Source organism: Pseudonocardia sp. (assembly GCF_035305885.1).
GTDB lineage: Bacteria > Actinomycetota > Actinomycetes > Mycobacteriales > Pseudonocardiaceae > Pseudonocardia.
The window spans coordinates 1-25,471 of sequence record NZ_DATGOP010000058.1; the positions used below are offsets into that span (position 1 = coordinate 1).

The 25,471-nt window shown below is 70.6% G+C and carries 24 protein-coding genes; 15 read left to right on the forward strand and 9 right to left on the reverse strand.

Translation table 11 applies throughout. The features are described from left to right. The 5 genes from VKZ81_RS11225 to VKZ81_RS11245 form a co-directional block, all read right to left on the reverse strand. A partial coding sequence (locus tag VKZ81_RS11225; RefSeq protein WP_324241427.1) for a formate--tetrahydrofolate ligase occupies positions 1-276 on the reverse strand: 276 nt, incomplete at its 3' end. A 9-nt stretch (positions 277-285) separates the two neighbouring features. Continuing rightward, positions 286-3,792, reverse strand: coding sequence for a 2Fe-2S iron-sulfur cluster-binding protein (locus tag VKZ81_RS11230; protein WP_324241428.1), 3,507 nt, complete (start codon positions 3,790-3,792; stop codon positions 286-288). Further along, on the reverse strand, positions 3,789-4,043 hold the full coding sequence (locus VKZ81_RS11235; protein WP_324241429.1) for a sarcosine oxidase subunit delta: 255 nt from the start codon (positions 4,041-4,043) through the stop codon (positions 3,789-3,791). The genes VKZ81_RS11230 and VKZ81_RS11235 overlap by 4 nt, the downstream gene beginning before the upstream one ends. A 66-nt stretch (positions 4,044-4,109) precedes the next feature. Further along, on the reverse strand, positions 4,110-5,417 hold the full coding sequence (locus tag VKZ81_RS11240) for a sarcosine oxidase subunit beta family protein (protein WP_324241430.1): 1,308 nt from the start codon (positions 5,415-5,417) through the stop codon (positions 4,110-4,112). Positions 5,418-5,542: 125 nt separating this feature from the next. Next, a complete protein-coding gene (locus VKZ81_RS11245) occupies positions 5,543-6,196 on the reverse strand; it encodes a helix-turn-helix domain-containing protein (RefSeq protein WP_324241431.1) in 654 nt (217 codons plus the stop codon). 208 nt (positions 6,197-6,404) lie between these two features. Between VKZ81_RS11245 and VKZ81_RS11250 the strand changes: the two genes are divergently transcribed. The 10 genes from VKZ81_RS11250 (at position 6,405) to VKZ81_RS11295 (ending at position 17,092) form a co-directional block, all read left to right on the forward strand. Beyond that, on the forward strand, positions 6,405-7,799 hold the full coding sequence (locus VKZ81_RS11250; protein WP_324241432.1) for a glutamine synthetase family protein: 1,395 nt from the start codon (positions 6,405-6,407) through the stop codon (positions 7,797-7,799). A gap of 19 nt (positions 7,800-7,818) precedes the next feature. Beyond that, positions 7,819-8,748 (forward strand): class II glutamine amidotransferase domain-containing protein, encoded by a 930-nt coding sequence (locus tag VKZ81_RS11255; RefSeq protein WP_324241433.1) that lies wholly within the window; start codon positions 7,819-7,821, stop codon positions 8,746-8,748. Then, positions 8,745-9,551, forward strand: coding sequence for a GltB/FmdC/FwdC-like GXGXG domain-containing protein (locus tag VKZ81_RS11260; protein WP_324241434.1), 807 nt, complete (start codon positions 8,745-8,747; stop codon positions 9,549-9,551). Before VKZ81_RS11255 ends, VKZ81_RS11260 begins: the two co-directional genes overlap by 4 nt. Before the next feature lie 93 nt (positions 9,552-9,644). After that, entirely contained in the window at positions 9,645-11,057 is a 1,413-nt protein-coding gene (locus VKZ81_RS11265; RefSeq protein WP_324241435.1) for an FMN-binding glutamate synthase family protein, read from the forward strand. Beyond that, positions 11,050-11,529, forward strand: a complete 480-nt coding sequence (locus VKZ81_RS11270) for a hypothetical protein (protein ID WP_324241436.1) — start codon at positions 11,050-11,052, stop codon at positions 11,527-11,529. Before VKZ81_RS11265 ends, VKZ81_RS11270 begins: the two co-directional genes overlap by 8 nt. A 32-nt stretch (positions 11,530-11,561) precedes the next feature. Beyond that, positions 11,562-13,175, forward strand: coding sequence for a trimethylamine N-oxide permease (locus VKZ81_RS11275; protein ID WP_324241437.1), 1,614 nt, complete (start codon positions 11,562-11,564; stop codon positions 13,173-13,175). A 71-nt stretch (positions 13,176-13,246) separates the two neighbouring features. Then, positions 13,247-14,104: a bifunctional methylenetetrahydrofolate dehydrogenase/methenyltetrahydrofolate cyclohydrolase FolD gene (gene folD / locus VKZ81_RS11280; RefSeq protein ID WP_324241438.1), complete on the forward strand. Its 858-nt coding sequence runs from the start codon at positions 13,247-13,249 to the stop codon at positions 14,102-14,104. Next, positions 14,105-15,154, forward strand: a complete 1,050-nt coding sequence (locus tag VKZ81_RS11285; RefSeq protein WP_324241439.1) for an NAD(P)H-dependent flavin oxidoreductase — start codon at positions 14,105-14,107, stop codon at positions 15,152-15,154. A 39-nt stretch (positions 15,155-15,193) separates the two neighbouring features. Further along, a complete protein-coding gene (locus VKZ81_RS11290) occupies positions 15,194-16,942 on the forward strand; it encodes a sodium:solute symporter family protein (RefSeq protein ID WP_324241440.1) in 1,749 nt (582 codons plus the stop codon). A gap of 18 nt (positions 16,943-16,960) precedes the next feature. Beyond that, a complete protein-coding gene (locus tag VKZ81_RS11295; RefSeq protein ID WP_324241441.1) occupies positions 16,961-17,092 on the forward strand; it encodes a putative transporter small subunit in 132 nt (43 codons plus the stop codon). Between the two features lie 25 nt (positions 17,093-17,117). Here the strand turns inward: VKZ81_RS11295 and VKZ81_RS11300 are convergent, their stop codons facing one another. Together VKZ81_RS11300 and VKZ81_RS11305 are read right to left on the reverse strand one after the other, a co-directional pair. Beyond that, positions 17,118-17,588, reverse strand: coding sequence for a hypothetical protein (locus tag VKZ81_RS11300; RefSeq protein ID WP_324241442.1), 471 nt, complete (start codon positions 17,586-17,588; stop codon positions 17,118-17,120). A 13-nt stretch (positions 17,589-17,601) separates the two neighbouring features. Beyond that, a complete protein-coding gene (locus VKZ81_RS11305; protein WP_324241443.1) occupies positions 17,602-18,303 on the reverse strand; it encodes a FadR/GntR family transcriptional regulator in 702 nt (233 codons plus the stop codon). A gap of 206 nt (positions 18,304-18,509) precedes the next feature. Between VKZ81_RS11305 and VKZ81_RS11310 the strand changes: the two genes are divergently transcribed. Genes VKZ81_RS11310 through VKZ81_RS11325 form a run of 4 tightly spaced genes read left to right on the forward strand, consistent with a single transcriptional unit; the run spans position 18,510 to position 22,874 of the window. After that, positions 18,510-19,754: an aminotransferase class V-fold PLP-dependent enzyme gene (locus VKZ81_RS11310; RefSeq protein WP_324241444.1), complete on the forward strand. Its 1,245-nt coding sequence runs from the start codon at positions 18,510-18,512 to the stop codon at positions 19,752-19,754. Further along, positions 19,751-21,055, forward strand: coding sequence for an ABC transporter substrate-binding protein (locus tag VKZ81_RS11315; protein ID WP_324241445.1), 1,305 nt, complete (start codon positions 19,751-19,753; stop codon positions 21,053-21,055). The genes VKZ81_RS11310 and VKZ81_RS11315 overlap by 4 nt, the downstream gene beginning before the upstream one ends. 2 nt (positions 21,056-21,057) lie before the next feature. Continuing rightward, entirely contained in the window at positions 21,058-22,041 is a 984-nt protein-coding gene (locus VKZ81_RS11320) for a carbohydrate ABC transporter permease (protein ID WP_324241446.1), read from the forward strand. Then, on the forward strand, positions 22,038-22,874 hold the full coding sequence (locus tag VKZ81_RS11325; protein WP_324241447.1) for a carbohydrate ABC transporter permease: 837 nt from the start codon (positions 22,038-22,040) through the stop codon (positions 22,872-22,874). Before VKZ81_RS11320 ends, VKZ81_RS11325 begins: the two co-directional genes overlap by 4 nt. Before the next feature lie 6 nt (positions 22,875-22,880). Here the strand turns inward: VKZ81_RS11325 and VKZ81_RS11330 are convergent, their stop codons facing one another. Then, positions 22,881-24,311: an Nramp family divalent metal transporter gene (locus VKZ81_RS11330; protein ID WP_324241448.1), complete on the reverse strand. Its 1,431-nt coding sequence runs from the start codon at positions 24,309-24,311 to the stop codon at positions 22,881-22,883. A gap of 92 nt (positions 24,312-24,403) precedes the next feature. Then, positions 24,404-24,910, reverse strand: coding sequence for a MarR family winged helix-turn-helix transcriptional regulator (locus VKZ81_RS11335; RefSeq protein ID WP_324241449.1), 507 nt, complete (start codon positions 24,908-24,910; stop codon positions 24,404-24,406). Positions 24,911-25,007: 97 nt separating this feature from the next. Between VKZ81_RS11335 and VKZ81_RS11340 the strand changes: the two genes are divergently transcribed. Further along, the gene (locus tag VKZ81_RS11340) at positions 25,008-25,469 is read left to right on the forward strand and encodes a general stress protein (protein WP_324241450.1); all 462 of its coding nucleotides are present in this window, start codon (positions 25,008-25,010) and stop codon (positions 25,467-25,469) included. The last annotated feature ends 2 nt before the right edge of the window (positions 25,470-25,471 follow it).

Genomic DNA, 25,471 nt, shown 5'->3' on the forward strand with positions numbered 1-25,471 from the left:
CGTCGCCCGCTTGCCGATGTGGCGGAACGCCTGACCCAACCCCACCGTCGTGGTCGTCTTGCCCTCCCCCAGCGGAGTCGGGGTGATCGCCGAGACCACCACGTACTTGGCGCGGGGACGATCGGCCAGCTCGTCGATCGCCTCCAGGCGGATCTTCAGCACGTCGCGGCCGTAGGGCTCGAGCAGGTGCGCGCCCAGGCCCATCTCGCCGGCGACGTCCTCGATGGGTTTCAGCTGCGCGTTGCGCGCGATCTCCAGGTCACTCGGGAAGGACACGGTCGGCTCCTAGGGTGTGGTGTTGCTGGCCGTGGACCGGATGCCGTACTCGGCGCCCGCATCGATCAGCGCGTCGGCGAGGTACTGACCCGACGAGCGCTCGCAGTGCAGCAGGTAGCTCGGGACCCCGTCGACGTCGTCGCGCACCAGGTCGGTGACGAGCTTGGCCACCGAGGTCCGCAACGCCGATCCGTTCGGGACGACGTCGTCGGAGAAGTCGATGGCGCAGACCTTCGCCAACACGTCGCGCGCGCGTTCGCCACCCAGCCGCAGCATCGCCCGGCCGTGGGTCAGGTCGACGACCGTGACGAACTCGTCGGGTGCGCCGGCGAGCTGCTCCATCCGCTTCATCAGCGCGTCCTGGGTGCCGGGTGCATCCAGCACCAGCCACTCGCCCGGACCCGAACCGACGACGAGCGCACCGGTCTCGTCGCGCGAGGCCCGGCCGAACGGGCCCAGGGCAGCGGCCATCGGCCCGTCGTGCGTCGCCCGCACGTGCACCTTGGCCAGCGCGCTGAGATCCGACAGCGTCACCGCCCCGCCCTGTGACGAGGTGGTCGGCAGCGTGATCGGGCTGCGTGCCACCGGCGTGGCGGTCACCCGAGCCGGCCCGACCGGGTCGTCGGACTCCGAGCGCAGGCGCCGTCCCTCGGGATCGACGTGAGCGAGGTGCTCGGTGACCCGCGCGGTGATCGTGCGCCGGTCGGGCAGCTTCACGGTGACCGCGGTGCCCGGGGCGGCGAACGCCGCCTCCAGCTGAGCGAGGCACACCGAGCGGCCCAGCGTGGGCGACATCCGGCTGGAGGTGACCCGGCCGACGATGCGGCCCTCGCTGACGATCTGGCTGGCTTCAGGCGGCACGATCGCCCCGTCCACCGGTTGCAGCCCGACCAGCCGCGACCCGCCGCCGCTCTCGTGCTGCCACACGAGCTCCGGCTTGCCGACGAAGTCGTCCTTGTCGAGCTTGACCGCCCAGTCCAGGCCGGCGCTGTAGGCACGGGTCAGCCCGTCTGTGTCCTGCCCGACGATCAGGTGGCCCTTCTCGAGGCGCAGGATCCGCTGGGCTTCCACCCCGAACGGGCGCACCCCGAGATCGCGGCCGTGCTCCAGCAGCTGCTCCCACACGTGCAGCCCGTAGGAGGCCGGCACGTGCAGCTCGTAGGACAGCTCACCGGTGAAGCCGATCCGCCACAGCACGCAGTCGTCGACCCCGGCGACCCGGCCGGTGCGCACGTTCATGTATCCGAACGCATCCTCCGAGAGGTCCACCCCCTCGGTCACGCGCCCGATCAGCTCCCGTGAGCGCGGGCCGGCCACGTTGATGCTCGCGTACGCCGTGGTCAGCGGCGTCACGTGCACCTTCCACTCGGGATGCTCGGTCTGCAGCCAGTTCTCCACCCACTCCCAGACCGCGGCGGCCCCCGAGGAGGTGGTCGACATCAAGTAGCGGTCGTCGGCGAGCCGGCCGGTGACCCCGTCGTCGAACACGACGCCGTCCTCGGCGCACATCACGCCGTAGCGCACCCGGCCGACCTCGAGCTTGGACCACTTGTTGACGTAAAGCAGGTTCAGAAGCTCCGGCACGTCCGGCCCGCGCAGGTCGAGCTTCCCGATCGGGGTCACGTCGATGATCCCGACGGCCTCGCGCACCGCGCGCACCTCGGCGGCCGGATCGCCGTAGTGGTCGGGTCGGATCCACTGCCCGGCCACGAGCGGCCGCGCCCCCATGCGTTCGTGCGCCTGCTGCATCGGCGAGTACCGGACGGGCTCGAAGCTGCGGCCCGCGAGCGCACCCAGGGTTACCGGCACGTGCATGGGGCGCCAGGTCGTCGTGCCGGTCTCGGCGATCGTGGACCCGGTCGCCTCGGCCACCACCGCGACGGTGTTTACCGTCTCCAGCTTGCCCTGCGCCGGGCCCATCGTGGCGGTCGTGTAGCGCTTGACCAGCTCGACCGAGTCGTAGCCCTCGGCCACCGCGGTGTGGATGTCCTTCGAGGACACGTCCTCGGAGAAGTCCACGATGCCGTGCGTGCGCCCGCGGAACAGCTCCGGGTGCTCGTCGAGCCCCAGCTGCGGAACCGCCACCGGCTCCTGCGAGACGGCCTTCGGCGCCGTCCCCGCTGCCGCGCCGGTGCGGGTGGGCAGCTGGGCGAGCCTGCGCGCCCGCCGCGCCAGCGCACGGCGCGCCGCTTCCCGCCCGACCGCGTCGGCGTGCTCGACGAACTGCTCCGCGGTGCCGTCGCCCGCGATGCCGCCCGCGACCATCACCTGCTCGGGCAGGTCGTCACCGGGCACGAACCGCGCCGCCCGCGGCACGTACACCGGCCGGTCCCCGGACTGGTTCAGAAGCGCCGTCGGCGCGGTCCAGCCCGTCGCGGTCACCAGGAGGTCCGCCTCCACGCTGCGCCCGTCGCCGAGCTCGACCGCGCGCACCCCCGACCGCCCGCGCACCCGCCGGACGTCACCGCCGCAGCGGGCGTCCACGACCTCGGCGACCTCGACCCCGACCCGGCGCAGGTCCTCGACCGCGGCATCGCCCTCGGGGTTGGCCGTCAGCACCACCGCACGCTGCCCTGGCCGCACCGCCCACAGGTTGATCAGCCGGCGCACCGCGGTCGACAGCATCACCCCGGGCACGTCGTTGCCCGCGAACACGTACGGCCGCTCGATCAGGCCGACGGCCACCACCAGCGTGCCGGCGCGGGCCTTGATCAGCTTCTCCGAGCCGTCCGCGGCCCGCTGGGCCACCGCGATCCAGTTGTCGTCGTAGCGGCCCAGAACCGCCGAGTCGGTGAGGACCTCGATCCCCGGTGTGGCCGCGACCTCGCCGCGCAGCTGCCCGAGCAGAGCCAGGTCCGCCGGCCCTCCCCAGCGCAGGTGCCCGCCCAGCTCGGGCTCCTCCTCGACCAGCATCACCGCCGCACCGGCGCGAGCCGCCGCCACCGCGGCCGCCATACCCGCCGGACCGCCGCCTGCAACCAGCACGTCCGGGTGCGCGTACCGCTTGTCGCGGTGCACGTGCGGGGTGTCCGGCGATACCGAGCCCGCGTGCGCGAACCGCGCCAGCACCTTCTCGTACAGCGGCCACAGCGGCTCGGGCTTGATGAACGTCTTGTAGTAGAAGCCGGGCGCGAGGAACCGCCCGACCAGCTGGTTGGCGGACTTCACGTCGAACCGCAGCGACGGCCAGGTGTTCTGCGACGACACCTGCATGCCCTCGGCAACCCGCCGGTGCGCCGCCCGCACGTTCGGCTCGTCTCCGACCTGCAGGATGCAGCCCGGGTCGTGGAAGGTCGCCGTCAGCAAACCACGCGGCCGGTGGTACTTGAAGCTGCGCGAGAACACCCGCTCCCCGCTCGCCGCCAGCGCGGAGACGATCGTGTCGCCCGCGTATCCCACCGCCGGGCGGCCGTTCCAGGTGAACCGCACCTGGCGGGAACGGTCGATCACCTCACCCGGCTGCGGCCCCAACCGGTGGTCCGTCGACACCGCACGACGGGACTGCACGATGGTCATCGATCCCCTCCAGCCACCGACCGGACGCGATTGCTCTCGGTTTCCCGCTCCACGCGGAAGAACCGGCGACAGCCTGCGCTGTGGTACCAGGTCTCGTTCACCCAACCGCGCGGATTGCGGTGCAGGTACAGGTACTCGCGCCACTCCCGCGGGGTCGCCGTCGCGGGATCCGGACGGGGCGACACCTCACCCGAGTACCGGAACTCGGTGACGTTGCGCGGACCGCACCACGGGCACGGCAATTCAATCATCGGAATCCTTTCCTCGGGATCCGGACGTGCCGACGAGCACGAATTCGAGGACGAATCGACGAGCGCCTAGTGGCCGACCGCCGCCGCGCCCTTCTCCCCCACCAGTGCGCCCTCGGCGAACCGGTCCAACCCGAACGCCGCGATGATTTCCGGCCGGCGCCGCGTCGCGATGGTCTCGGCCATCGCCTCACCCGAGACCGGGCCGGCCTTGAAGCCGTAAGTGCCCCACCCAACATCCAGGTAGAAGCCCTCCACCGGGGTCTCACCCATGATGGGCGAGTAATCCGGGGTCATGTCGCACAGGCCCGCCCACTGGCGCATCAACCGCATCTTCGACAGCGCGGGCATCAGTTCCAGCACGTGCCCCGCGAGGCCTTCGACGAACTCCAGCGACCCCCGCATCGAGTACGACGCGAACGGGTCCACGCTGGCGCCGAACACCAGCTCGCCGCGGTCGGTCTGCGAGACGTACACGTGCAGCGACCCCGACACGACCACCGCGTGCAGGAACGGACGGACCGGCTCGGTCACCGCCGCCTGCAGCGGGAACGTCTGCACCGGCGTGCGCACGCCGGCCATGTCCGAGATCAGCGTCGACCAGCCCGCGGTCGCGTTCAGCACCACCGGGGTCGCGATCCGGCCGCGGTTCGTCCGCACCCCGACCACCCGACCGTTCTGCACCTCGATGCCGGTGACCTCGGTCCGCTGGTGCAGGTGCACGCCGTGGGCGTCCGCCGCCCGCGCGTATCCCCACACCACCGCGTCGTGGCGGATGATCCCGCCCGGCGGGTGGTACAGCGCCCCGAGGATCGGGTACCGGGTGTCCGTCGAGACGTCCAGGTACGGCACGAGCTCCTTGACCTGGGCCGGATCGATCACCTCCGAGTCGACTCCCACGTGTTTGTTCACCTCGGCCCGCCAACGCATCGTGCGCAGCGACGAGTCGTTGTGGGCCAACGTCAGGTGCCCCTTGCGGGAGAACATGACGTTGAAGTTCAGATCCGCCGCGAGGTGGCGGTACAGCTCCATCGACCGGTCGTAGAACCGGACCCCCTCCGGGGTCAGGTAGTTCGACCGCAGGATGGCGGTGTTGCGGCCTGATCCGCCGGCGCCCAGGTAGCCCTTGTCCAGCACCGCGACGTTGCGGATCCCGTGGTTCCGCGCGAGGTAGTAGGCCGTCGCCAGCCCGTGCACACCGCCACCCACGATCACCACGTCGTAGCTCGAACGCAGATCGCAGGTGCGCCACGCGCGCGGCCATTCGGTGGAGACGACGCCGTGTTTGATCAGGCTGAACGCCGAGTACCTCGGTGGTCGACGCTTCCTGCTCCCATTGGCTGAACCGTTCCGGTGGTTGTTCCCGAACACAGGCACACGCCTCCCGAAGGGTCCGCTGGAGCGGAGCGCACCCCTGGCGCCCCGATGCGACAGTGATGCGGACCATACTCAACGAGAGTCAACGCTGTCCATCCTCAGTCAACACATTGACCGGATGGACCTCAGTTGCGCGTGCCGAGCGCCTTCACCGCGAGGAACTGGATCGGCAACGAGATCAGCGCACCCGGGCCGTGCGCGACCTCGCCGACGAACTGCAGGGTGTCGCCCGCCTCGAGCACGTAGCGGCGATCGCCACAGCAGTACTCCATCTTCCCGGTGATCATGAAGATCAGCTCGGTACCGGCGTGCTGGTAGAGCGGAAACGCGTCGGTCCGCTCGGTGAGCGTCACGAGCATCGGCTCGAGGTTGTCGTGCGGGGCGCGCATCGTGCCCAACGTCTGGTAGCGCTGCCCGTGCGCGGAGCCGCGGTGCTGGATCTCCAATCCGCCGCCCGCCTTGACGTGGATGACGTCCTGCTCCTCCGACAGGCCGCGGAAGAACGCGGTGACCGGTACCGACAACGCCTCGGCGAGCCGGGCGAGGGTGCCCAGGCTGGGCGAGGACTGCGCGTTCTCGATCTTGGAGAGCATGCTCTTGGACAGGCCGCACTCGTCGGCGAGCCGACCCACCGTCCAGCCGTGGCGCAGGCGCAGCTCCCGGACGCGCTCGGCGACGACCGCCGCGAGCGTCTCCTCGACGCCGGTGACCGCGGTGCCGTCCTCGGCCCCCGCGACCCTCGGGCTCACCCCGTCAACGGCCATCTCCACCCCCGCCATGTCGACGTCCTGGTTCGTCGGCGGCGTGGCGGCCCCACCCCGCCTGCGTCGACGTGAGTGGAACGGTAACCCCTCGCCCCGCCCGTTCGAGACGCACGGGCCCGGCGCGGCAGAGTGTGGGGCTTGTCTCGTGACGCGGGACACGGTTTACTGCCCGTGGATGCACGTCCCCCAGAGAGCAGCGGCGCTCACTGAAGGAGAGGGGCCAATGAAGTCCGATCTCGAACGGTTCCTGGCACAAGACGGGCGAGAGGACGAGATCGCCCGGGTGCGTCACTTGATCGACGAAAACGACGTCAAGTACATCTACTTCCAGTTCGTGTCCGTGACCGGGCGGATCATGGGCAAGGGGGTCCCGGCCGATCACTGGGAGCGGATGTGCCACTCGGGCTTCCAGCTCGTCTACGGGTCCACCGCGAACCTGTTCATCGACCGGAACGGCGACTACATCGGCTACAGCCCCGACGCTTGGGAGCTGGTCGGCCTGCCCGATGTGGACACGTTCCAGATCCTGCCGTGGGACCCCAAGACGGCCCGCGTCTTCTGCACGCTGTTCCGGGGCCGTGAGGAGGAGGTCGACCCCGGTGCGTACCTGACCTCGGACTGCCGGGGCAACCTCAAGCGGATCCACGAGGATTTCGAGCGCGAGACCGGACTGCACCTGCGCGTCGGCACCGAGCCCGAGATGATGTGGCTCAAGCTCAACGGGGACGGCACCCCCTCCGTGGAGGGCGTGACCAAGCCGTTCTGCTACCACATCGACCAGTTCGCCGAGCTCCAGCCGGTGATCCACCGGGTGATCGAGTACTCGAAGGCGATGGGCCTGGACATGATCCAGGGCGACCACGAGGACGCCCCAGGCCAGCTCGAGCTCAACTGGCAGTTCGACCGGGCGGAGCGCACCGCCGACCGGCTCACCACCTACCGGCAGATCTGCAAGCAGGTCGGCAGGGAGATGGGCGTCTTCCCGTGCTTCATGCCGAAACCGTTCATGGGCGTGTCGGCCAACAGCTGCCACCACAACATCTCGCTGTGGCAGGGAGACCAGAACATGTTCCTCCCCGAGGGCGACGACCCGCGCACGCCGGGCAAGGTGGGCCTCAACGCCCTCGGCGGCATCCTCGAGCACCTCGACGCGCTGGTCTGCGTAACGGCACCGACGGTGAACTCCTACCGCCGGCTCTGGGACACCGGGTTCTGGGCTCCGGTCTACGCGAACTGGGGGTTCCAGAACAGGACCACGACCGTGCGGGTCAGCGCACCCGGACGGTTCGAGTACAAGGCCACCGACTCCTCGGTGAACCCGTACCTGTCGTTCGCCGCCCTGATCCAGGTGATGCGCGACGGCCTGCAGCGCAACCTCGACCCCGGTCCCCCGGAGAACCGCAACAGCTACGAGGTGAACAGCGGGCAGGCTTCCCACAAGATTCCGATGAACCTGGGCGACGCGCTGAACGCCCTCGCTCGCGACGAGGTGGTCCGCTCGGCGCTGCCGGGCGAGATGTACACGGTGTTCGAGCACTACAAGCGCGACGAATGGGAGCGTTTCTGCGCCACCGTCACAGAGTGGGACATCAAGGAATACCTGGACATCCTCCCGTAAGTGGAAGGGAGCACGACCGATGTGCGGAATCGCCGGCATCATCTACCGGGGTAAAACCGGGGACGTCGGCCGGGACATGACCCGGATGCTGCAGTCGATGCGGCACCGCGGGCCGGACTCCACCGGTTTCGCGCTCTACGGCGAACCCACCGATCTGCTGGTGATGCGCTTCAAGCTCGCCGATCCCACCGACGAGCGCGACTTCGAGTTCACCGAGCGCCTGGAGCGCAACCGCCGGGAGGTCGAGGCGCGGCTGGCCAAGCTCGGCGCCACCATCGACCGCGTCCAGGGCGAATCGGAGTACGCCTACCGGGCCACCTTCCGGTACTCGGGCGAGCTCAAACCGCTCGCTGACTACGTCGAGGACGTGCCGGGTGCGGAGGTGCTCTCGCTCGGACACTCGCTGGAGATCGTCAAGGACTTGGGTGACGCGCAGACCGTTGCGCGCCAGTACCACCTCGACGGGTTCCGCGGGACCCACGCCATCGGACACGTCCGGATGGCGACCGAGTCCGACGTCGACATCGCGGGCGCTCACCCGTACTGGGCGTACCCGTTCTCCGACGTCGCGGTGGTGCACAACGGCCAGCTCACCAACTATCACCAGTGGCGGCGCCGCCTCGAGCGGCAGGGCCACCGCTTCCAGTCCGAGTGCGACTCAGAAATCATCGCCGTCTACATCGCCCAGCGGATGGAGGACGGGCTCTCGCTCGAGACGGCGATGAAGCAGAGCCTCGACGACCTCGATGGCGTCTTCACCTACCTCGTCGTGACCGACACCCAGCTCGGCGTGGCCAAGGACGAAATGGCTGCCAAACCGCTCGTGCTCTACGAGACCGACGACATGGTGGCGCTGGCCTCCGAGGAGATCGCCATCCGGGCAGTGGTCAACCACGAGATCGACACCTACGACCCCTACGAGCGCGAAGTGCTGGTGTGGAGCCGATGACGCAGACGAGCACCGCCCCCGAGGAGACGCGCACCGGCCCCCGGGTCGACCAGCGAGGGCTCGCAGAGCCGGACGTGACGGCACCGAAGACCGCCGTCATCACGGGCGAGCGCGCGGAACTGGACGCCGCGGAGCTGACCACCAGGCAGATCAACCTCGAGCTGCGCCGGCTGTTCTACGAGGAGGGCATCAGCGAGGTCCTGGTGCGCAACCCGGCCGCCCGGCACTCGATCGCGGTCGGCCTGCTGACCCGCTGCCGGATCCGCATCGACGGCAGCCTCGGCTACTTCGCCTGCGGTCTCATCGACGGTCCCGAGGTCCACATCACCGGGCGCGTCGGCTGGTCGGCCGCGGAGAACATGATGTCCGGCGTCGTCGTGATCGACAAGAACGCCGGCTCGCTCACGGGAGCTGCGATCCGCGGCGGCGACCTGGTGGTACGCGGGCACGTCGGCGCGCGCACCGGGATCGACCAGAAGGGCGGCACGATCATCGTCGGCGGCAACGCGGGCTCGATGACCGGGTTCATGATGCAGCGCGGCCGCCAGATCATCTGCGGTGACGTCGGTCCGGGGCTCGGCGATTCGATGTACGACGGAGCGATCTACGTCGGCGGGAAGGTCGCCTCGCTCGGTGTCGACTGCGTCGAGGCCGAGATGACGCCGGCCGACGAGGAACTCATCGACCGGAAGTTCCGCATCTACGGGCTGCAGCGGCCGGATCGGTTCCGCAAGTTCGTCTGCGGAAAGAAGCTCTGGAACTACGACAGCCTCGAGCCGAACGAGCGGAAGCTCGTCCTGTAAATCGAGCGCACGCTCGTTCGGAAGCGGTCGTCCGTTTCCCGATCTGTCGCACTCCCCTGCCGGTCAGGGGTGCCCACCGCCAGGAGACTTTAGATGAGCGCGTCCAACGGCAAGCCGCGGAACGTCCTCGGGCAGAGCCGGATCTTCACGCCGGAAGTTATCGACGACATCCACACGAAGGCCGAGCTCGGGCGCTACCGCATGCGCGGCTTCTCGATGTTCAAGCCGATCCCGCACTGGGACGAGCTGATGTTCATGCCCGGCACGCTCACCCGGTTCGTCATCGAGGGATACCGGGAGAAGTGCGAGACGAAAACCGTCCTCGGCGCCCGGTTCGCGAAGCGCCCGCTCGAGCTCGACATCCCCATCTACATCACCGGGATGAGCTTCGGCGCGCTGTCGCTCGAGGCGAAGATGGCGCTCGCGAAGGGCGCCTCGATGGCCGGCACGGCGACGTGCTCCGGCGAGGGCGGGATGATCCCGCCGGAGCGCGATTTGTCCACCAAGTGGTACTACCAGGTGATCCAGAGCCGGTACGGGTTCAACCCGCACCACCTCATGCTCGCCGACGCCGTCGAGTTCTTCATCGGCCAGGGCTGCAAGGTCGGGCTCGGCGGGCACCTGATGGGACAGAAGGTCACCGAGCAGGTCGCCGAGATGCGTTCGCTGCCACCGGGCATCGATCAGCGCAGCCCTGCCCGACACCCGGACTGGCTCGGGCCCGACGACCTCTCCTTGAAGGTCCAGGAGATCCGCGAGGCCACCGACTACCAGGTCCCGATCCAGCTGAAGCTCGGGGCGGCCCGCGTCTACGACGACGTCCGGATGGCCGCCAAGTGCGGACCGGACATCATCTACCTCGACGGAGCCGAGGGCAGCACGGGCGCCGGCCCGCACATCGCCACGGAAGAGACCGGCATCCCGCTGATGGCGGCGATCCCGGAGGCCCGCCGGGCGCTCGAGGACGTCGGCATGGCCGACGAGATCGACCTCGTCGTGGCGGGCGGCATCCGCAACGGCGGCGACGTCGCCAAGTGCCTCGCCCTCGGCGCCAAGGCGGTGGCCATCGGCCACTCCGCGTTGATGGCCTTGAACTGCAACAAGGAGATCCCGGGCGTCACCGACTACGAGGGCACGATCGGGGTGCCCGCCGGCCGGTGCTATCACTGCCACACCGGCCGCTGCCCCGTCGGGGTCGCCACGCAGGACCCCGAGCTGCGCAAGCGGCTCGTCGTCGACGAGGCCGCCGAGCGTGTCTACAACTTCCTGCACACGCTCACGCTCGAGGTGCAGATGCTCGCCCGCGCCTGCGGCAAGACCAACGTTCACAGCCTCGAGCCGGAGGACCTTTGCGCGCTCACCACGGAGGCGGCGGCGATGGCACGCGTCCCGCTGGCCGGCACCTCATACATCCCGGGCCACACGGAGGAGCAGACGTTGAAGGAGATGAAGCGGCTGCTGGAGAAGCACGTCGCCAACGACGGGCGGGGGGTGCGCGATGTCTGAGGCCTCCCAGGCGGTCCCGGTCGAGGTCCAGCCGTTCGACCCGAACAAGCGCAAGCTGACCACCAAGCAGGGCATCGACACCGAGGAGCTGACCGGGCGAACGTTCCCCTACCAGTTCGACCGCTCGCTGGTCGACGACATCGACCTCGAGGCGGCCACCCCGGGCGAGGATCTGAACTGGTTGGAGGACATCCACCTCATGCACGAGGACGGCGTGCCGGCCGTCTTCGACCGCTACACCAACGCGTTCTTGAAGATCTACTTCGAGATCCCGGAGGGACGCGAGGACGAGTACGCCCGCAAGGTGCTGATCAAGCACCTGCAGGAGGGCAACTCGTACGGGGTCTGGCTCAAGCGCCGTCACGCCAAGTTCCCGCAGCCGGAGCTCGGCTCGTGGCTCGAGAACTCGGCGATGGTCGGGGACAACTACCAGCGCTCGACGCTGGATGGCTGGGAGAAACCACTTCACTGACGCAGTGGCGTCCGGCTAGAGGAGGTCGGCGGATGACCGACACCGCACGTCCGGCAGTTCCCCCTGAAGGTCATGGCTCGGTCGCAGCCCTGCCCGACCCGGGCCTCCAACGAACCATCGGCTGGGCGGGTGCGTTCTGGATCGCGAGCGGCGTCCCGGCCCTCGTGCTTTTCTCCATCGGGTCCATCGCCGCCACGGTCGGGACGCCGTCGGTGGCGGTGTGGGTCGTCTCGGTCGCGTTCGGGCTGATCCAGAGCTTCACGTGGGCCGAGATCGCCGGGATGTACCCGCACAAGGCAGGTGGGGCCTCGGTGTACGGGGCCATGGCCTGGATGCCGTACTCGAAGTTCATCGCGCCGATCTCGGTGTGGTGCAACTGGCTCGCCTGGACCCCGGTGCTCACCATCGGCTCCGGGCTCGGCGCGGGCTACGTGCTCACCGCGCTGTTCCCGCCCGACGCTGCGATCAACACCTGGTCGCTGAGCCTGGTCGACCTCAGCGCGCTGAAGGACGGGCTGGAGCTGCGGCTCAACGCCCAGTTCTTCATCGCCGCCGCGTTCCTACTGCTGGTGTTCGCCCTGCAGCACCACGGCATCCTGCGCGCGGCCCGTGTCCAGACGATCGTCGGCGTCGCGGTGCTCGTGCCCCTGGCGATCGTCGGCCTCGTGCCGCTGCTCACCGGCGACGTCGTGAGCTCGAACTTCGCCCCGTTCGTTCCCCTGTCCGGGGCGTGGGACGGCGAGGGGTGGACCCTCGTGGCCGGCGGTTTGTTCCTCGCGGCCTGGTCGGCCTACGCGTTCGAGACCTCGGTCTGCTACACGCGCGAGCTCAAGAACCCGGGCCGCGACACACCACGGGCGATCTTCGGGGCGGGTCTTCTGTGCCTGGCGGTCTACACGATCGTGCCGCTCACGTTCCAGGGGTCGCTGGGCGTCGACCGGCTTGTGCAGGACGACATCGTGGACGGCAACGGCGTCGCCGTTGCGATGGTCGAGATGGTCGGCGGGGGCGCAGTCATCGGCAATCTGCTGGTGGTCATGCTCCTGCTGGCGCTGCTGCTGTCGGTCATGACCACGATGGCCGGGTCGTCGAGGACGCTCTACCAGGGGGCGATCGACGGCTGGCTGCCGCGCTACCTCGGCAAGGCCAACCGGCACGGCGCGCCGGCCAGGGCGATGTGGACCGACCTGGTGTTCAACTTGGTGTTGCTGCTCATGAGCGACTACGTGTTCGTGCTCGCCTCGTCCACGGTCTGCTACATGATTTTCAACTTCCTGAACCTGAACGCCGGGTGGCTGCACCGTCTCGACAACCCCCACCTGGATCGGCCCTGGAAGGCACCGACCGTACTCATCGCGGCCGGCGGCGTGCTGGCGTTCGTCAACGCGCTGCTGCTCGGTTGGGGTGCGAACGTCTGGGGGCAGGGTGCGCTGCTGACCGGTCTCGTGGCCGCCGCGCTGATCCTGCCGGTGTTCGCCTTCCGCCACTACTACCGCGACAAGGCGCGGTTCCCGGACTCGATGTACGAGACCGCGGTGGACGGGACCCTGGTCGCGCCCACGAAGCGCGCCGGCAACCTGCCGTACCTGGTGCTCGCGGGTGGCGTCGTGCTGGTCGTGATCGGACAGTTCCTCGCCGTCGTCTGACCCACCGGTTGCGCTGGGGCCGGCGGGAGGCTGGCTCCCGCCGGCCCCAGCCGTCCCGAGGAGGACCATCGTTGTCAGCAACGATCATCGATGGCAAGGCCGTCGCTGCCCGGCTGCGCGACGAAGTCGCGCACGAGGTCGCCGCCCTGCCCAGGGCACCCGGACTCGCCACCATCCTGGTCGGCGACGATCCCGCCTCGGCGGTGTACGTGGCGAACAAGCGCCGGCAGTGCGTGCAGGCCGGGATGCGCGACCTGCACCGGCACCTGCCGGGCGACGTCCGTCAAGACCAACTCGGAGCGCTGCTCGACGAGCTGTCGGCCGACCCCGACGTCACGGGCATCCTGCTCCAGCTGCCACTGCCGGACCACCTCGACGCAACCGCCATGATCGCGCGCATCCACCCGGACAAGGACGTCGACGGGCTCACCGAGGTCAGCGCGGGCCGGCTCGCGCTCGGCGTCCCGGGACTGCGACCGTGTACGCCGTCGGGTGTGATCGAACTACTCGAGCACGCGGGGGTGCAGCTCGAGGGTGCCGAAGCGGTCGTCATCGGCCGGTCCGACCTCGTCGGCAAGCCGATGGCGCAGCTGCTGCTGCAGCGCAACGCCACCGTCACGATCTGCCACTCCCGGACCCGGGACCTCGCCCGGGTCTGCCGGCGCGCCGACGTCGTGGTCGCCGCCGCCGGTGTTCCGCGGATGATCGGCGCGGACCACATCAAGCCGGGGGCGGCCGTCATCGACGTGGGGATCCACCGCACCGACGCGGGACTGTGCGGTGACGTCGACACCGAGGCGGTGGCCGAGGTCGCGAGCGCGATCACCCCGGTCCCCGGCGGCGTGGGCCCGATGACGATCGCCATGCTGCTGCGCAACACGCTGACCGCGGCCCAGCTCGCCGGCGGGCAGGAACGGGGCGCGGCGTAGATGCCCCCGCCCCCGACCCAGGCCGGGACGCTGTCCACCCGGTTCACCACCCGGTTTGGGGTGCCCCACCCGATCCTGCTGGCCCCGATGGGCACCGTCGCCGGTGGGGCGCTCGCCTCCGCGGTGACAGCCGGGGGCGGCCTGGGCCAGATCGGGGTCGGGTACGGCGACCGCGCCTGGTTGGAGCGGGAGTTCGCCCGAGCAGGCCACGCCCGCGTCGGCTGCGGCTTCATCACCTGGAAGCTCGCCGCCGAACCAGGGCTGCTCGACGCGGCGCTGGAGCACCGGCCGGCGGCGGTGACGCTCTCGTTCGGCAAGCCGAGCGAGTTCGCGCCGCGGGTGCACGACGCGGGGATCCCGCTGATCTGCCAGGTCGGTACCGCCGAGGAGGCGCGCCAGGCACTGGACGTGGGCGCCGACGTGGTCGTCGCCCAGGGCGGCGAGGGCGGCGGCCACGGTGTGCGCCGCCGCTCCACCCTCACGCTCCTGCCCGAGGTCGTGGACCTGGTCGCGGCAAGCGGGCGAGACGTCCCGGTGCTCGCCGCCGGCGGGATCAGCGACGGCCGCGGCCTTGCCGCAGCGCTCGTCCTCGGCGCTGATGGGGTCATGGTTGGCACCCGGTTCTGGGCCTGCCGGGAGGCGCTCATCGCCGGGGAGGCCCAGGCGCGGGCTGTCGGCGCCTCGGGCGACGACACCCTCCCAACCACGGTCTACGACCGGGTTCGCGGCTACACCTGGCCCCCCGGATACACCAGCCGGGTGCTCGCCACCCCGTTCGTCCGGCGCTGGCACGGCCGCGACGGCGAGCTCGCCGCAGCCTTGCCCGAGCTGAGGGAGCAATACCGGCGGGCCGCCGCGGCGAACGACTACGACGTCGCGCAGATCCTCGTGGGCGAGGGCATCGGCGTGGTCGACGCAGTGCGCCCTGCCGCCGAAGTGGTCGAGGGCCTCGTCCGCGACGCCGTCGCAGCGCTGCACGCCGCGGCGCCGCAAGGGCCCACCGGGTCGCGCTGCCGAGGCGCGGTCTCGGCCAGCGAGGTCGTCCCGTGACGCGACCGGGATGGGCGGTGGACCTGCGGTCTTGAGCGCATGAGAGACCCAGCTGATTTCCCCAGCGGAGAGAACATCTCCAAGATCGCTCACGCCATCGACGTCGAGGGGAGCGCCGTGCCCGCGCAGGACTTCGTCCAGTTCTCCACCCCCGTCACCCTCGTCCTGCTCGCGGTGTTCTACGGCGGAACCTTCCTGCTGACCCTGCTCATCGGGCGCAGGGACGAGAACGTCGACGCCTACATGGTGTCCACCCAGCGGGTGGGGTTCGGTTTCTCCGCCGCGAGCATGACCGCCACCTGGGTGTGGGCGGCGTCGTTCTACGCGTCGGCGATCTCCGGATACCAGTACGGGCTCTCCGGCCCCGTCCACTACGGCTTGTGGGGCGCCCTGATGATCCTGTTCATCTACCCGTTCGGCCGCCGTTTCCGCAGCCTCGCGCCACACGCCCACACGCTCGGCGAGATCATGCACGCCCGCCACGGGAGCTCGAGCCAGCTCATCCTCGCGGTCTCGAACCTGCTCGGCAGCGGCATCAGCCTGATGGTCAACTTCACCGCTGCGGGCGCACTGGTGTCGGTGCTCTCCCCGCTGTCGTTCGTGCACGGGGTTCTCATCGCAGGCGCCGGCGTACTCGCCTACACGCTGTGGTCGGGTTTTCGCGCATCGGTCTACACCGACTTCGCGCAGGTGAGCGCGATGATGCTGGTGGCGGCCGCGGTGATCCCGATCATCCTGTTCCAGGCCGGTGGACCCGCAGCGCTCGCCGCGCGGCTGCCCGAGCTCACCGCCGAGCAGCTCGACCCCCTCTCCGGCACGGCGTTCCTCGAGCAGGGGGCGCCGTTCCTCGTCGCCGTGCTCGCCTACGCGATCGGCAACCAGACCATCGCACAACGGCTCTTCGCCGTACGCCCCGACCGCATCAAGTCGACCTTCGTCACGGCGACGATCGGTTACGGTTCGATCGTCATAGGCCTCGGCATGCTCGGCCTGATGGCGCTGTTGATCGGGGTCCAGCCGGTCGGCGGCGACCCCAACAACATCGTGCCGCAGATGGCGTCGTCCTACCTGCCGGCGGTGTTCGTCGCGCTCTTCTTCATCCTGGTGATCGCCTCGCTGTCGTCCACAGCGGACTCCGACCTCTCGGCCCTGTCCGCGATCGTCATGACCGACGTCTACGGGAAGAACCTCGCGAGGGGCCGCGCCAACCCGCGCACCATGCTGCTACTCGGGCGCATCACGATGATCGTCGCCACCGTCATCGGCGTCCTGTTCGCGAGCCTCAACCTGAACATCCTCGTCATGCTGGTGTTCGTCGGGGCGCTGTGGGGTGCGATCGTCTTCCCGGTGATCGTCAGCTGCTACTGGAAGCGTGTGACGAACGCGGCGTTCACCTGGTCCGTGGTCTGCGCCCTGGCCGTGTTCACCGTCGCCCGGTTCGAGTGGGTGCCGCTCACCGGGATCACCGCGCTCGGGCTCGAGACCATCGCGGCCGTGGGCGGCGGGGTCGTCCTGGGCCTCATGGCCTTCGGCTTCTTCGGCGCCCGGGTCGGCGCCGGCGTCGGCACGGTGGCCGCGCTCGTGCTCATCCCGCTGTGCGCCGGGTTCCTGCGCGACCACGTCGTGCTGCTCAGCTCGCTGCTTGCCTACGGCGTGAGCACCATCGTGTGCGTCGCGATCAGCCTCGCGAGCCGCAACGAGTTCGACTTCGCGCTCATCGGGCAGCGAGTGCGCCGGTTCCAGGAGGAGCAGAGTACGACCGGTGCCGCGCCGGGACGGACGCCCTGACGGGCGGGGAGGAACCTCATGGGAACCGTCTGGTTGGCGATCTACATCCTGATGTGGCCCGCGCTCACGATCGGCGTCCTGGCCGTGATCTGGGTCGCGGTGCTCAAGGAGCTGCGCGCGGCCAAGCGCGAAGGCGAGGACGCGGTCTGAGGACCGGCCTGGCTGGGACCTCCCCTCACGCCATCAGCCGTCGCGCGCCCGGGCAGCGGGCGAGCACCGCGCCCAGCAGCAGGATCGTGACCGTCACACCCGTGAGGACCACCGCGGCGAGGAGCAGCGACGCGAAGCCGTCGTACCCCGGCGCCGCCAGCGGGTCGATCCACCGCGGGACGACCGAGAGCAGCCACGGCTTGGCGAGGTTCAGCGCGGTCTCGACCACCGCGAACCACCCGTAGCGGTACAGGTGGGCCGCGAGGCGCGCCCACGTCGGGGTCCAGCCGTCGGGGTCCAGGAGGGCTTCCCCGACGAACGACGCCAAGGGCGGGTTGAGCTCAACCCGGACGTCGATCGCGAGGAAGACAGCGGTGCCGACGGCGAGCCACGCCGCGGGATCGACGGCGGAGCGCGCTGCGACCACGACCCCCGGCACGAGCGCGACGCCCGCCCAGAGACCGGCCGAGCGGTTGAGGACGACGACCCATCCCACGCACCGCGCCCCGTCAGGCGGGTCGCTGGTCGTCCTCCACCGCCGGCATGAGGGCGCGCAGCCACCGCTCGGTCTGCGCCACGTGCGCCTCGGCCGCGCTCGCGGCCGCGCCCGGGTCCCGGTCGGCGATCGCGGTGGCGAGCACCCGGTGGTCGGCGTCGCTGCGGCGCCGCAGGTCCGGCCCCTCGGGCAGGGTGAAGATCTGGTACTTGCGGGAGCGGGAGCGGAAGACCGCGAGCAGGGAGGCGAGGGCGGCGTTCCCGCCGCTGCGGGCGATCTCGGAGTGGAAGCGGTGATCGAGCTCCGAGGCCTCCGCGGGGTCGTCGGTGGCCTCCATCGCCTCGATGAGCCCGAACAGCGTGTCCACGGTCTCCTGGTCCCGCCGGGCGGCGGCCATGGCCGCGGCGTGCGCCTCCAGCACCCGCCGGATCTCGTACATCTCCAGCAGCCCGGACAGCGGCAGGAGCTCGAAGGTCAGCGACAGGCCGCCGATCACGTCCTCGGGCCGCAGCGGCGAGACGTAGGTGCCCGAGCCGTGCCGGGGCTCCAGCACGCCGAGGGCCGCCAGCATCCGCACCGCCTCGCGCAGCGACCCGCGCGACACGCCCAGCTCCGCGCACAGGTCGCCCTCGGGCGGCAGGCGGTCGCCCGCGCCGAGCCGACCGCCCGCGATCATCCGGCGCAGGCCGTGGAACGCCTTCTCGACAGCCGACATCCGATCCCTTCCTGGCCGGCGGGGTGGACCCCGGCGGACCCGAGCACTGTAGCGAGTCATCGACACTCTCGATCGGCGAGGCACAAAGTCATTGGATGACTTTCTCGTTGCGCCCCCTTGCGAACCACCCGATCAGCTGCAATCGTGCCAAGTCATCCCACGCTGCCGAAGAGTCATCTGATGACATCGACGAGAAGTGGAGCCAGGTGAACACCCCCGAGGGCCGCACCGCCCCGCGCCCGATGCGGCTGGCCGACGGCAGGCCGGCCGCCGCCGCGTGGTCGCTCGATCCCGCCATCGCCCACCTGAACCACGGCTCGTTCGGCGCGGTCCCGCTCCCGGCGCAGGAGCGGCAGAACCTGCTGCGGGCGGAGATGGAGCGCGCGCCGGTGGTGTGGTTCCCGCAGCTGCCGGAGCGGATCGCGGCCGCGCGGGTCGAGATCGCCGCCTTCCTTCAGGTGGAGCCCGGCGAGCTGGCCCTGGTCCCGAACGCCAGCGCGGGCATCAGCGCCGTCTACGCCGCGCTCCGCAGGCGCCGCGGCGGCGAGATCGTCGTCACCGACCACGGGTACGGCGCCGTCACGATGGGCGCGCAGCGGCTCGCGCGCCGCTGGGGCGGGCGGGTCCGCACCGCCCACGTCCCGCTCGACGCCGACGCGCAGCGGGCCTACGAGGCGGTGGCCGCCGAGCTCACCGACGCCACCGACCTGGTCGTGGTCGACCAGATCACCTCGGCGACCGCGCGCCGGTTGCCGGTGGAGCGGATCGGCGCCGAGGCCCGCCGCCGCGGCATCCCGCTGCTCGTCGACGGCGCGCACGCCCCCGGCCTCATCGCCGCCCCGCTGGCCGACCTGCCGTGCGACTTCTGGGTCGGCAACCTGCACAAGTGGGCGTGCGCGCCGCGCGGCACCGCCGCCCTCGTCGCCCGCGGTCCGCTGCGCGACGAGCTGTACCCGCTGATCGACTCGTGGGGCGCCACCGAGCCCTATCCCGACCGCTTCGACCACCAGGGCACCGTCGACGCCACGAGCTACCTGGCGGCACCCGAGGCGCTCGCGTTCGTCGAGCGCACCTGGGGCTGGGAGCGGGCCCGCCGCTACATGGCCGAGCTCGCCGACTACGCCGAGCGGGTCATCGGGGCCGCGGTCGCCGAGCACACCGGCGAGCGGGGGCCCGTCGACGTGGGCATGCCGGTGCCCGGCATGCGGCTGGTGCGGTTGCCCTCGGGCCTCGCCGACAGCCGGGAGGCGGCGGACCGGCTGCGCGACCGGGTCGCGGCCGAGCTCGGCGTCGAGGCGGCGTTCACCAGCTTCGGCGGCACCGCCTACCTGCGGCTGTCCGCGCACGTCTACAACACCGCCGCCGAGTACGAGCAGTTCGCCAGGGCGTGCGTCCCCGTCCTCGCCGAATGGGCACGCGCGGCCGCTCAACCAGTGGAGAAGGTCAGTTGACGAGACGAACGACGGCAGCGCTCGCGCTCGGCGCGGCCGCTGCGATGCTCCTGCCCGCGTGCTCCGCCTTCAGCGGCGGGGACAGCGGCACGGTGACGCTCACCATGGTGGAGAGCCTCACCAACCCCTCCCGCACGCAGCTGCTCGAGCGCCTCATCGACGACTTCGAAGGGCAGCACCCGAACATCGACGTCAACCTGGTCTCGCCGCCCACCGAGCAGGCCGACCAGAAGCTGCAGCAGATGCTCATGTCGGGCAGCGGCATCGACGTGCTCGAGGTCCGCGACATCACCGTCGGCCCGTTCTCCACCAACGGCTGGCTGCACAACATGAAGGCCGACCTGGAGGGCTGGGACGGCTGGCAGGCCATGACCGAGAACGCCGTGCAGGCCGCCCACGACAGCGAGGACCGCGTCTTCTACGTGCCGTACGGCTTCTACGGGCTCAGCCTGTTCTACCGGACGGATCTGATCGCCCAGGCCGGCTTCAGCACTCCGCCCGCCACGTGGGAGGAGCTGCTGCAGCAGGCCTCGGCGATCCACGACCCGGCCCAGCGCCGCTACGGCTACGCCTTCCGCGGCGGCGCCCGCGGCAGCAGCAACGTCACCGCCGCCATCTCCGCCTACGTCGCCGACGAGATCGACGTCGACAACGGGTTCCGGCTGCGCGACGGGCGCACGATCTTCGCCGCCCCCGCGGCGCAGCAGGCCGTCGAGACCTACTTCGCGCTGTTCCGCCAGGCGTCGGCGGAGTCGTCGATCTCCTGGGGCTACCCGGAGATGGTCGAGGCCTTCTCCAACGGCTCGACCGCGTTCCTGCTGCAGGACCCCGAGGTGATCGCCGCGGTCCGCGAGTCGCAGGCGATCTCGCAGGACCAGTGGACCACGGCCCCGCTGCCGACCGGCCCGAGCGGCAAGACCGTGCAGCCGCTGGCCAGCGCCGGCTGGGGCGTCGCGGCCTCGAGCCCGCACAAGGCGGAGGCGGTCGAGCTGGTGCGGTTCCTCGCCGGCGGCGAGGCGGCGGCGACCTTCGCCAAGGAGAACAGCCTCGTGCCGACGCTGACCGCGGCGGGCGAGGACGAGTTCTACACGACCGGCCCGTGGGCGAGCTACGTGACGATGACCGAGAACCCGGACACCTACCTCGTCGTCACGCAGCCGCGCGGCGTCGCCTGGTGGACCGAGTGGGAGCAGAAGGCCGATGCCGACGTGCAGAAGGTGTTGCTCGGCGAGATGGCGCCGAGCGAGCTGCTCGCCGAGTGGGACGCCTTCTGGACCCAGAAGTGGCAGCAGGAGAACTAGGCGTGCACGCCACGGCACCGACCGAACCGGTGGCGGGCCGCACCGGGCGCGCGGGGGCGACCCCGGCGCGGCCGGGCGGCCCGCCGCCGGGCCGCCGGCGGGAGTTCACCGCCCGTCGCGGCCTCGTCATCACCGCGTTCCTCGCCCCGGCCGCGGTCTTCGTCGCGATCTTCACCTACTACCCGGTGGTCGCGGGCAGCCAGATGGCCTTCCGCAACTGGAAGCTCACCGACCTCACCGACACCTCGTGGGTGGGCTTGGGGAACTTCCGCGACGTGTTCGCCGACCCGGCGTGGGGCACGGTGCTCGCCAACACCGTCGTGTGGGTGGTCGGCTCGATCGTGCCCCAGCTGGTGATCGGCTTCGCGCTCGCGCTGTGGCTGCGCCGCCGGTTCCGCCTCCGCGGCCTCTACCAGGCGCTGGTGTTCTTCCCCTGGGCCGTCTCCGGCTTCCTCATCGGCATCCTGTTCCGCTGGCTGTTCAACAGCGAGTTCGGCGCGGTCAACGACCTGCTCCAGAAGGCGGGCCTGATCGACGCGCCGATCCCGTGGCTCGCCTCCCCCGGCACGGCGATGGTCGCCGTCGTGATCGCCAACGTCTGGTACGGCGTCACGTTCTTCGCGATCATGATCCTGGCCGCGCTCCAGTCCATCCCCGACGAGCTGTACGAGGCCGCCGCGCTCGACGGGGCGGGCAAGGTGCGCACGCTGTTCCAGATCGTCATCCCCTACATCCGCACCACGCTGGTGCTGACCGTGCTGCTGCGCGTGATCTGGACGTTCAACTTCCCCGACCTGATCTTCGGGATGACCGGCGGCGGCCCCGACGACCAGACCCACATCGTGACCACGTGGATGATCGAGATCACGCAGCAGGGCGACTACGGCCGCGCCTCGGCCATCGGCCTGCTGGTGGTCGGCGGGCTCGCGCTGTTCGCGGTGTTCTTCCTGATGGCCACCCGGGACCGGCGGGAGGTGCGCCCGTGATCGGCAAGGAGACCACGGCGGGCCGGACGACGAAGTTCGCGTTCCTGGGCCTGTGGCTGCTGTTCACCGCGTTCCCGCTGTTCTGGATCGCGATCACCTCGGTCAAGGCGCCCGGCGACGTGTTCGCCTACCCCATCGCGTACTGGCCGGAGACGTTCTCCCTGGAGAACTACCGCGGCCTGTTCGACAAGGCCGACTTCGGCGTCTACCTCGCCAACAGCCTGGTGGTCTCCACCGTGGCCGCCGCGACGGCGACGGTGATCTCCATGCTGTCGGGATACGTGCTCGCCCGCTTCGAGTTCCGCTCGAAGTCGGCGGTGCTGATGGCCGCCCTGGTCACGCAGATGATCCCGGCCTTCATCGCGCTCGGGCCGCTCTACCTGCTCATGACCGACCTGAGCCTGGTCGACAACCGGCTCGGGCTCGCCCTGGTCTACATCGCGATGTGCATCCCGTTCTGCACGGTCATGCTGCGCGGCTTCTTCGCCAACGTCCCCGAGGCGCTCGAGGAGGCGGCGATGATCGACGGGCTGACCCGGCTCGGGGCGCTGTTCCGGGTGCTGCTGCCGGTGATGCGCCCCGGCATCGTGGCCGCGTTCATCTTCAACTTCGTCAACTGCTGGAACGAGCTGTTCCTGTCGGTGACGCTGATGAACAGCGACCGCAACAAGACGGTGCCGACCGCGCTCAACGGCTTCATCTCCAGCTTCAACATCGACTGGGGCTCGATGTCGGCGGCCGCGGTGCTCACCATCCTGCCCACGATGGTGCTGTTCGCGTTCGCGAGCCGGCACATCGTCGCGGGGCTCACGGCGGGCGCGGTGAAGGGCTGAGCGCGCTCAGCCGACGTCGATGATCCCGGCGGAGCTCAGCGCCGAGTAGACGCCGAGCAGGAGGATCGCCACCGCGCTCACCCCCAGCGCGATCGAGGCGAACCACCCGCCGCGCAGCTCCGGCTCGACGTAGCGGTAGCGCAGGTACCAGGCGGCGACGGCGACGGCCGCGAGGAAGATGCCGCCCGCCACCCCGCCGATGAGGATCATGATGAACGGCGAGGCGATCCACAGGTAGGTCGCGAGCCACAGCACGGGCAACGCCACGATGAAGAAGCGCATCCACCCGTTGCGCCTGCGCGCGTCGGCCCAGTCGAAGACCCCGACGATGCTCAGGGCGTTCGCCCAGGACCGCGACCACGACGGGACGGCCGCCCAGATCGTCGACCCGAGCGCGGCGACGGCGCCGACGAGGTAGAGGTAGCGGCTCCAGTCGCCCATGACGCTGGCGTAGGTCTCCGACAGCACGAGGATCATGTCGTTGCCCTGGGGCACGAGGCCCTGCGGGTGCAGCACGGCGGCGCCCATCACGTAGAACGACATGGTGGCGAGCGTGTAGACGACCCACGAGGCCATCGCGTCCTTCTGCATGACGGCGATCCAGCCCCGGGCGCGGCGGCGGTACTCGGCGGAGCCGTCGTTGGGGCCCGACCAGCGGGCATAGCCCTTCTCCAGGCACCAGTAGGTGTAGGCGGTGATCTCCTCGGCCCCCACCCCGGTGAGGCCGAACATCGCGATCGCGACGCCGATGGCGCCGACCGGCAGGGAGAACGACAGGCCGGAGGCGAGGTCGCCCGCGGAGTACGCGTAGTCGGTCATCGGCAGGCCGAGCGCGATCACGACCGTGACGACGACGAAGACCATCGTGAGGAAGACCGCGACCTTCTCGATGAGGCCGTAGCGGTTGGAGTAGAGCGTCACGACGGCGAGCGCGGTGACGATGACCGCCCAGATCGTGAGCGACGTCGGCTCCAGGGGCGCCGACCCGAGCGGCAGCATGATGCTGAGCGCCGCCGCGAGCCCGCCGATCAGGCCGCCGGTCTGCACGAGCTTGGAGATCGCGAGCAGGGCCCACAGCACGAAGACCCATCCGATGTTGCCCACCCGCGGCGGCACCCGGGTGAAGCCCTCCATGCCGCCCAGGCCGGTGACGATGGAGTAGCGCGCGAGCTCGACCTGCACGGCGACCTTCACCAGCGTGGAGAAGATCACCAGCCACAGCAGCACGAACCCGGCCTGCGCGCCGAGCGCCGTCGCGGTGATCAGCTCACCGGCACCGACGATCGATGCCGACACGATGAGGCCGGGGCCGAAGAAGCGGACCGACCCGGCCCACGTCGTGGGCGGCTCGCGGACGCCCTCGGGGTCGAGGTGGTACGGGTCCGCGGCGACCACGGTGCTCTCGGGCTCGTGAGCGGCGCGCTCGCTGGAGGGCATGCAACTCCTTCTCCGGTCGGGACGACGACCGGCCACTGTAGGTACGCGCCGGAGGCCGACCGGACCCGGCACACCTGGTCCGGCGGCGGCGCTCACGCCGCGGAGTCGCCCCCGGGCGGGGCGTGACCGACCGGCCGCTCGTCGAGCTGGAGCGCGAACCGTTCGATCAGCTCGACGAGGGCCGCCCGGTCCGCATCGGACCAGTCCTGCAGCAGCTCGGTGAAGACGGCCGTGCCCGCCGCGTCCATCCGGCTGCGCGCGCGGCGGCCGCGGGCGGTGGCGCGCACGAGCACGCCGCGCCCGTCCTTCGGGTCCGGGCGGCGCTCGACCAGGCCGCGCTCCTCCAACCTGCGCACCTGCGTGGTCATCGTCGACTTGTCCACGCCGTGCCGCTCGGCGAGCTCGGAGATCCGCAGCGGCCCGGAGGCGGTGACGGTGCGCAGCAGGTTGACGTCCACCACCGACAGTTCGGCCCCGGCCGGCCCGAGCAGGCGCCGTCGCACGTCGCTGCGCCCGGCCCAGCGCACGATCCGGGTCACCGCGGTCTGGATCCTGCGGGTCCCGTCGTCGGTCCCCTCGCCCCGTCGCGCCTCGTCCATGCGGCGATCCTACTCACACCGTTGGTTGGAACAAACCAACCACATGGCTAGTTGGTTTGAGTGGACCAACCAAAGTGCGACAGCCAGGAGGAGATCGGTGACCAGCACCCTCACCCCCGCCACCGACAACAGCCGCACCCTGCGCGAGTTCGACTCCTACGACGAGGCCCAGGCCCTCGTGGACCGGCTCGCCGACGCCGGGTTCCCCGTCGAGCGGGTCCGCATCGTCGGCACCGGCATCCGGGTGGTCGAGCAGGGCGCCGACCGGATGACGGGCCGCCGCGCCGCCGGCGCGGGTGCGATCGCGGGCGCCTGGTTCGCGCTGCTCGTCACCGTCCTGCTGGGCCTGGCCGGCCTCGGCCCCGCCTGGCCCGCCGTGCTGGTCGCCAGCCCGGTGATCGGCGCCCTCTGGGGCGCCGCGTTCGGCGCCGTCGTCCACCGGGTCGCGCGCGGGCGCCGCGGATTCGCCGGCGGCCGCGACGTGCAGGCGGACCGGTACGCGGTCGAGGTGCAGGACGGCTACGTCGACCAGGCGGCCCGGCTGGCCGGGATCGCGTGACC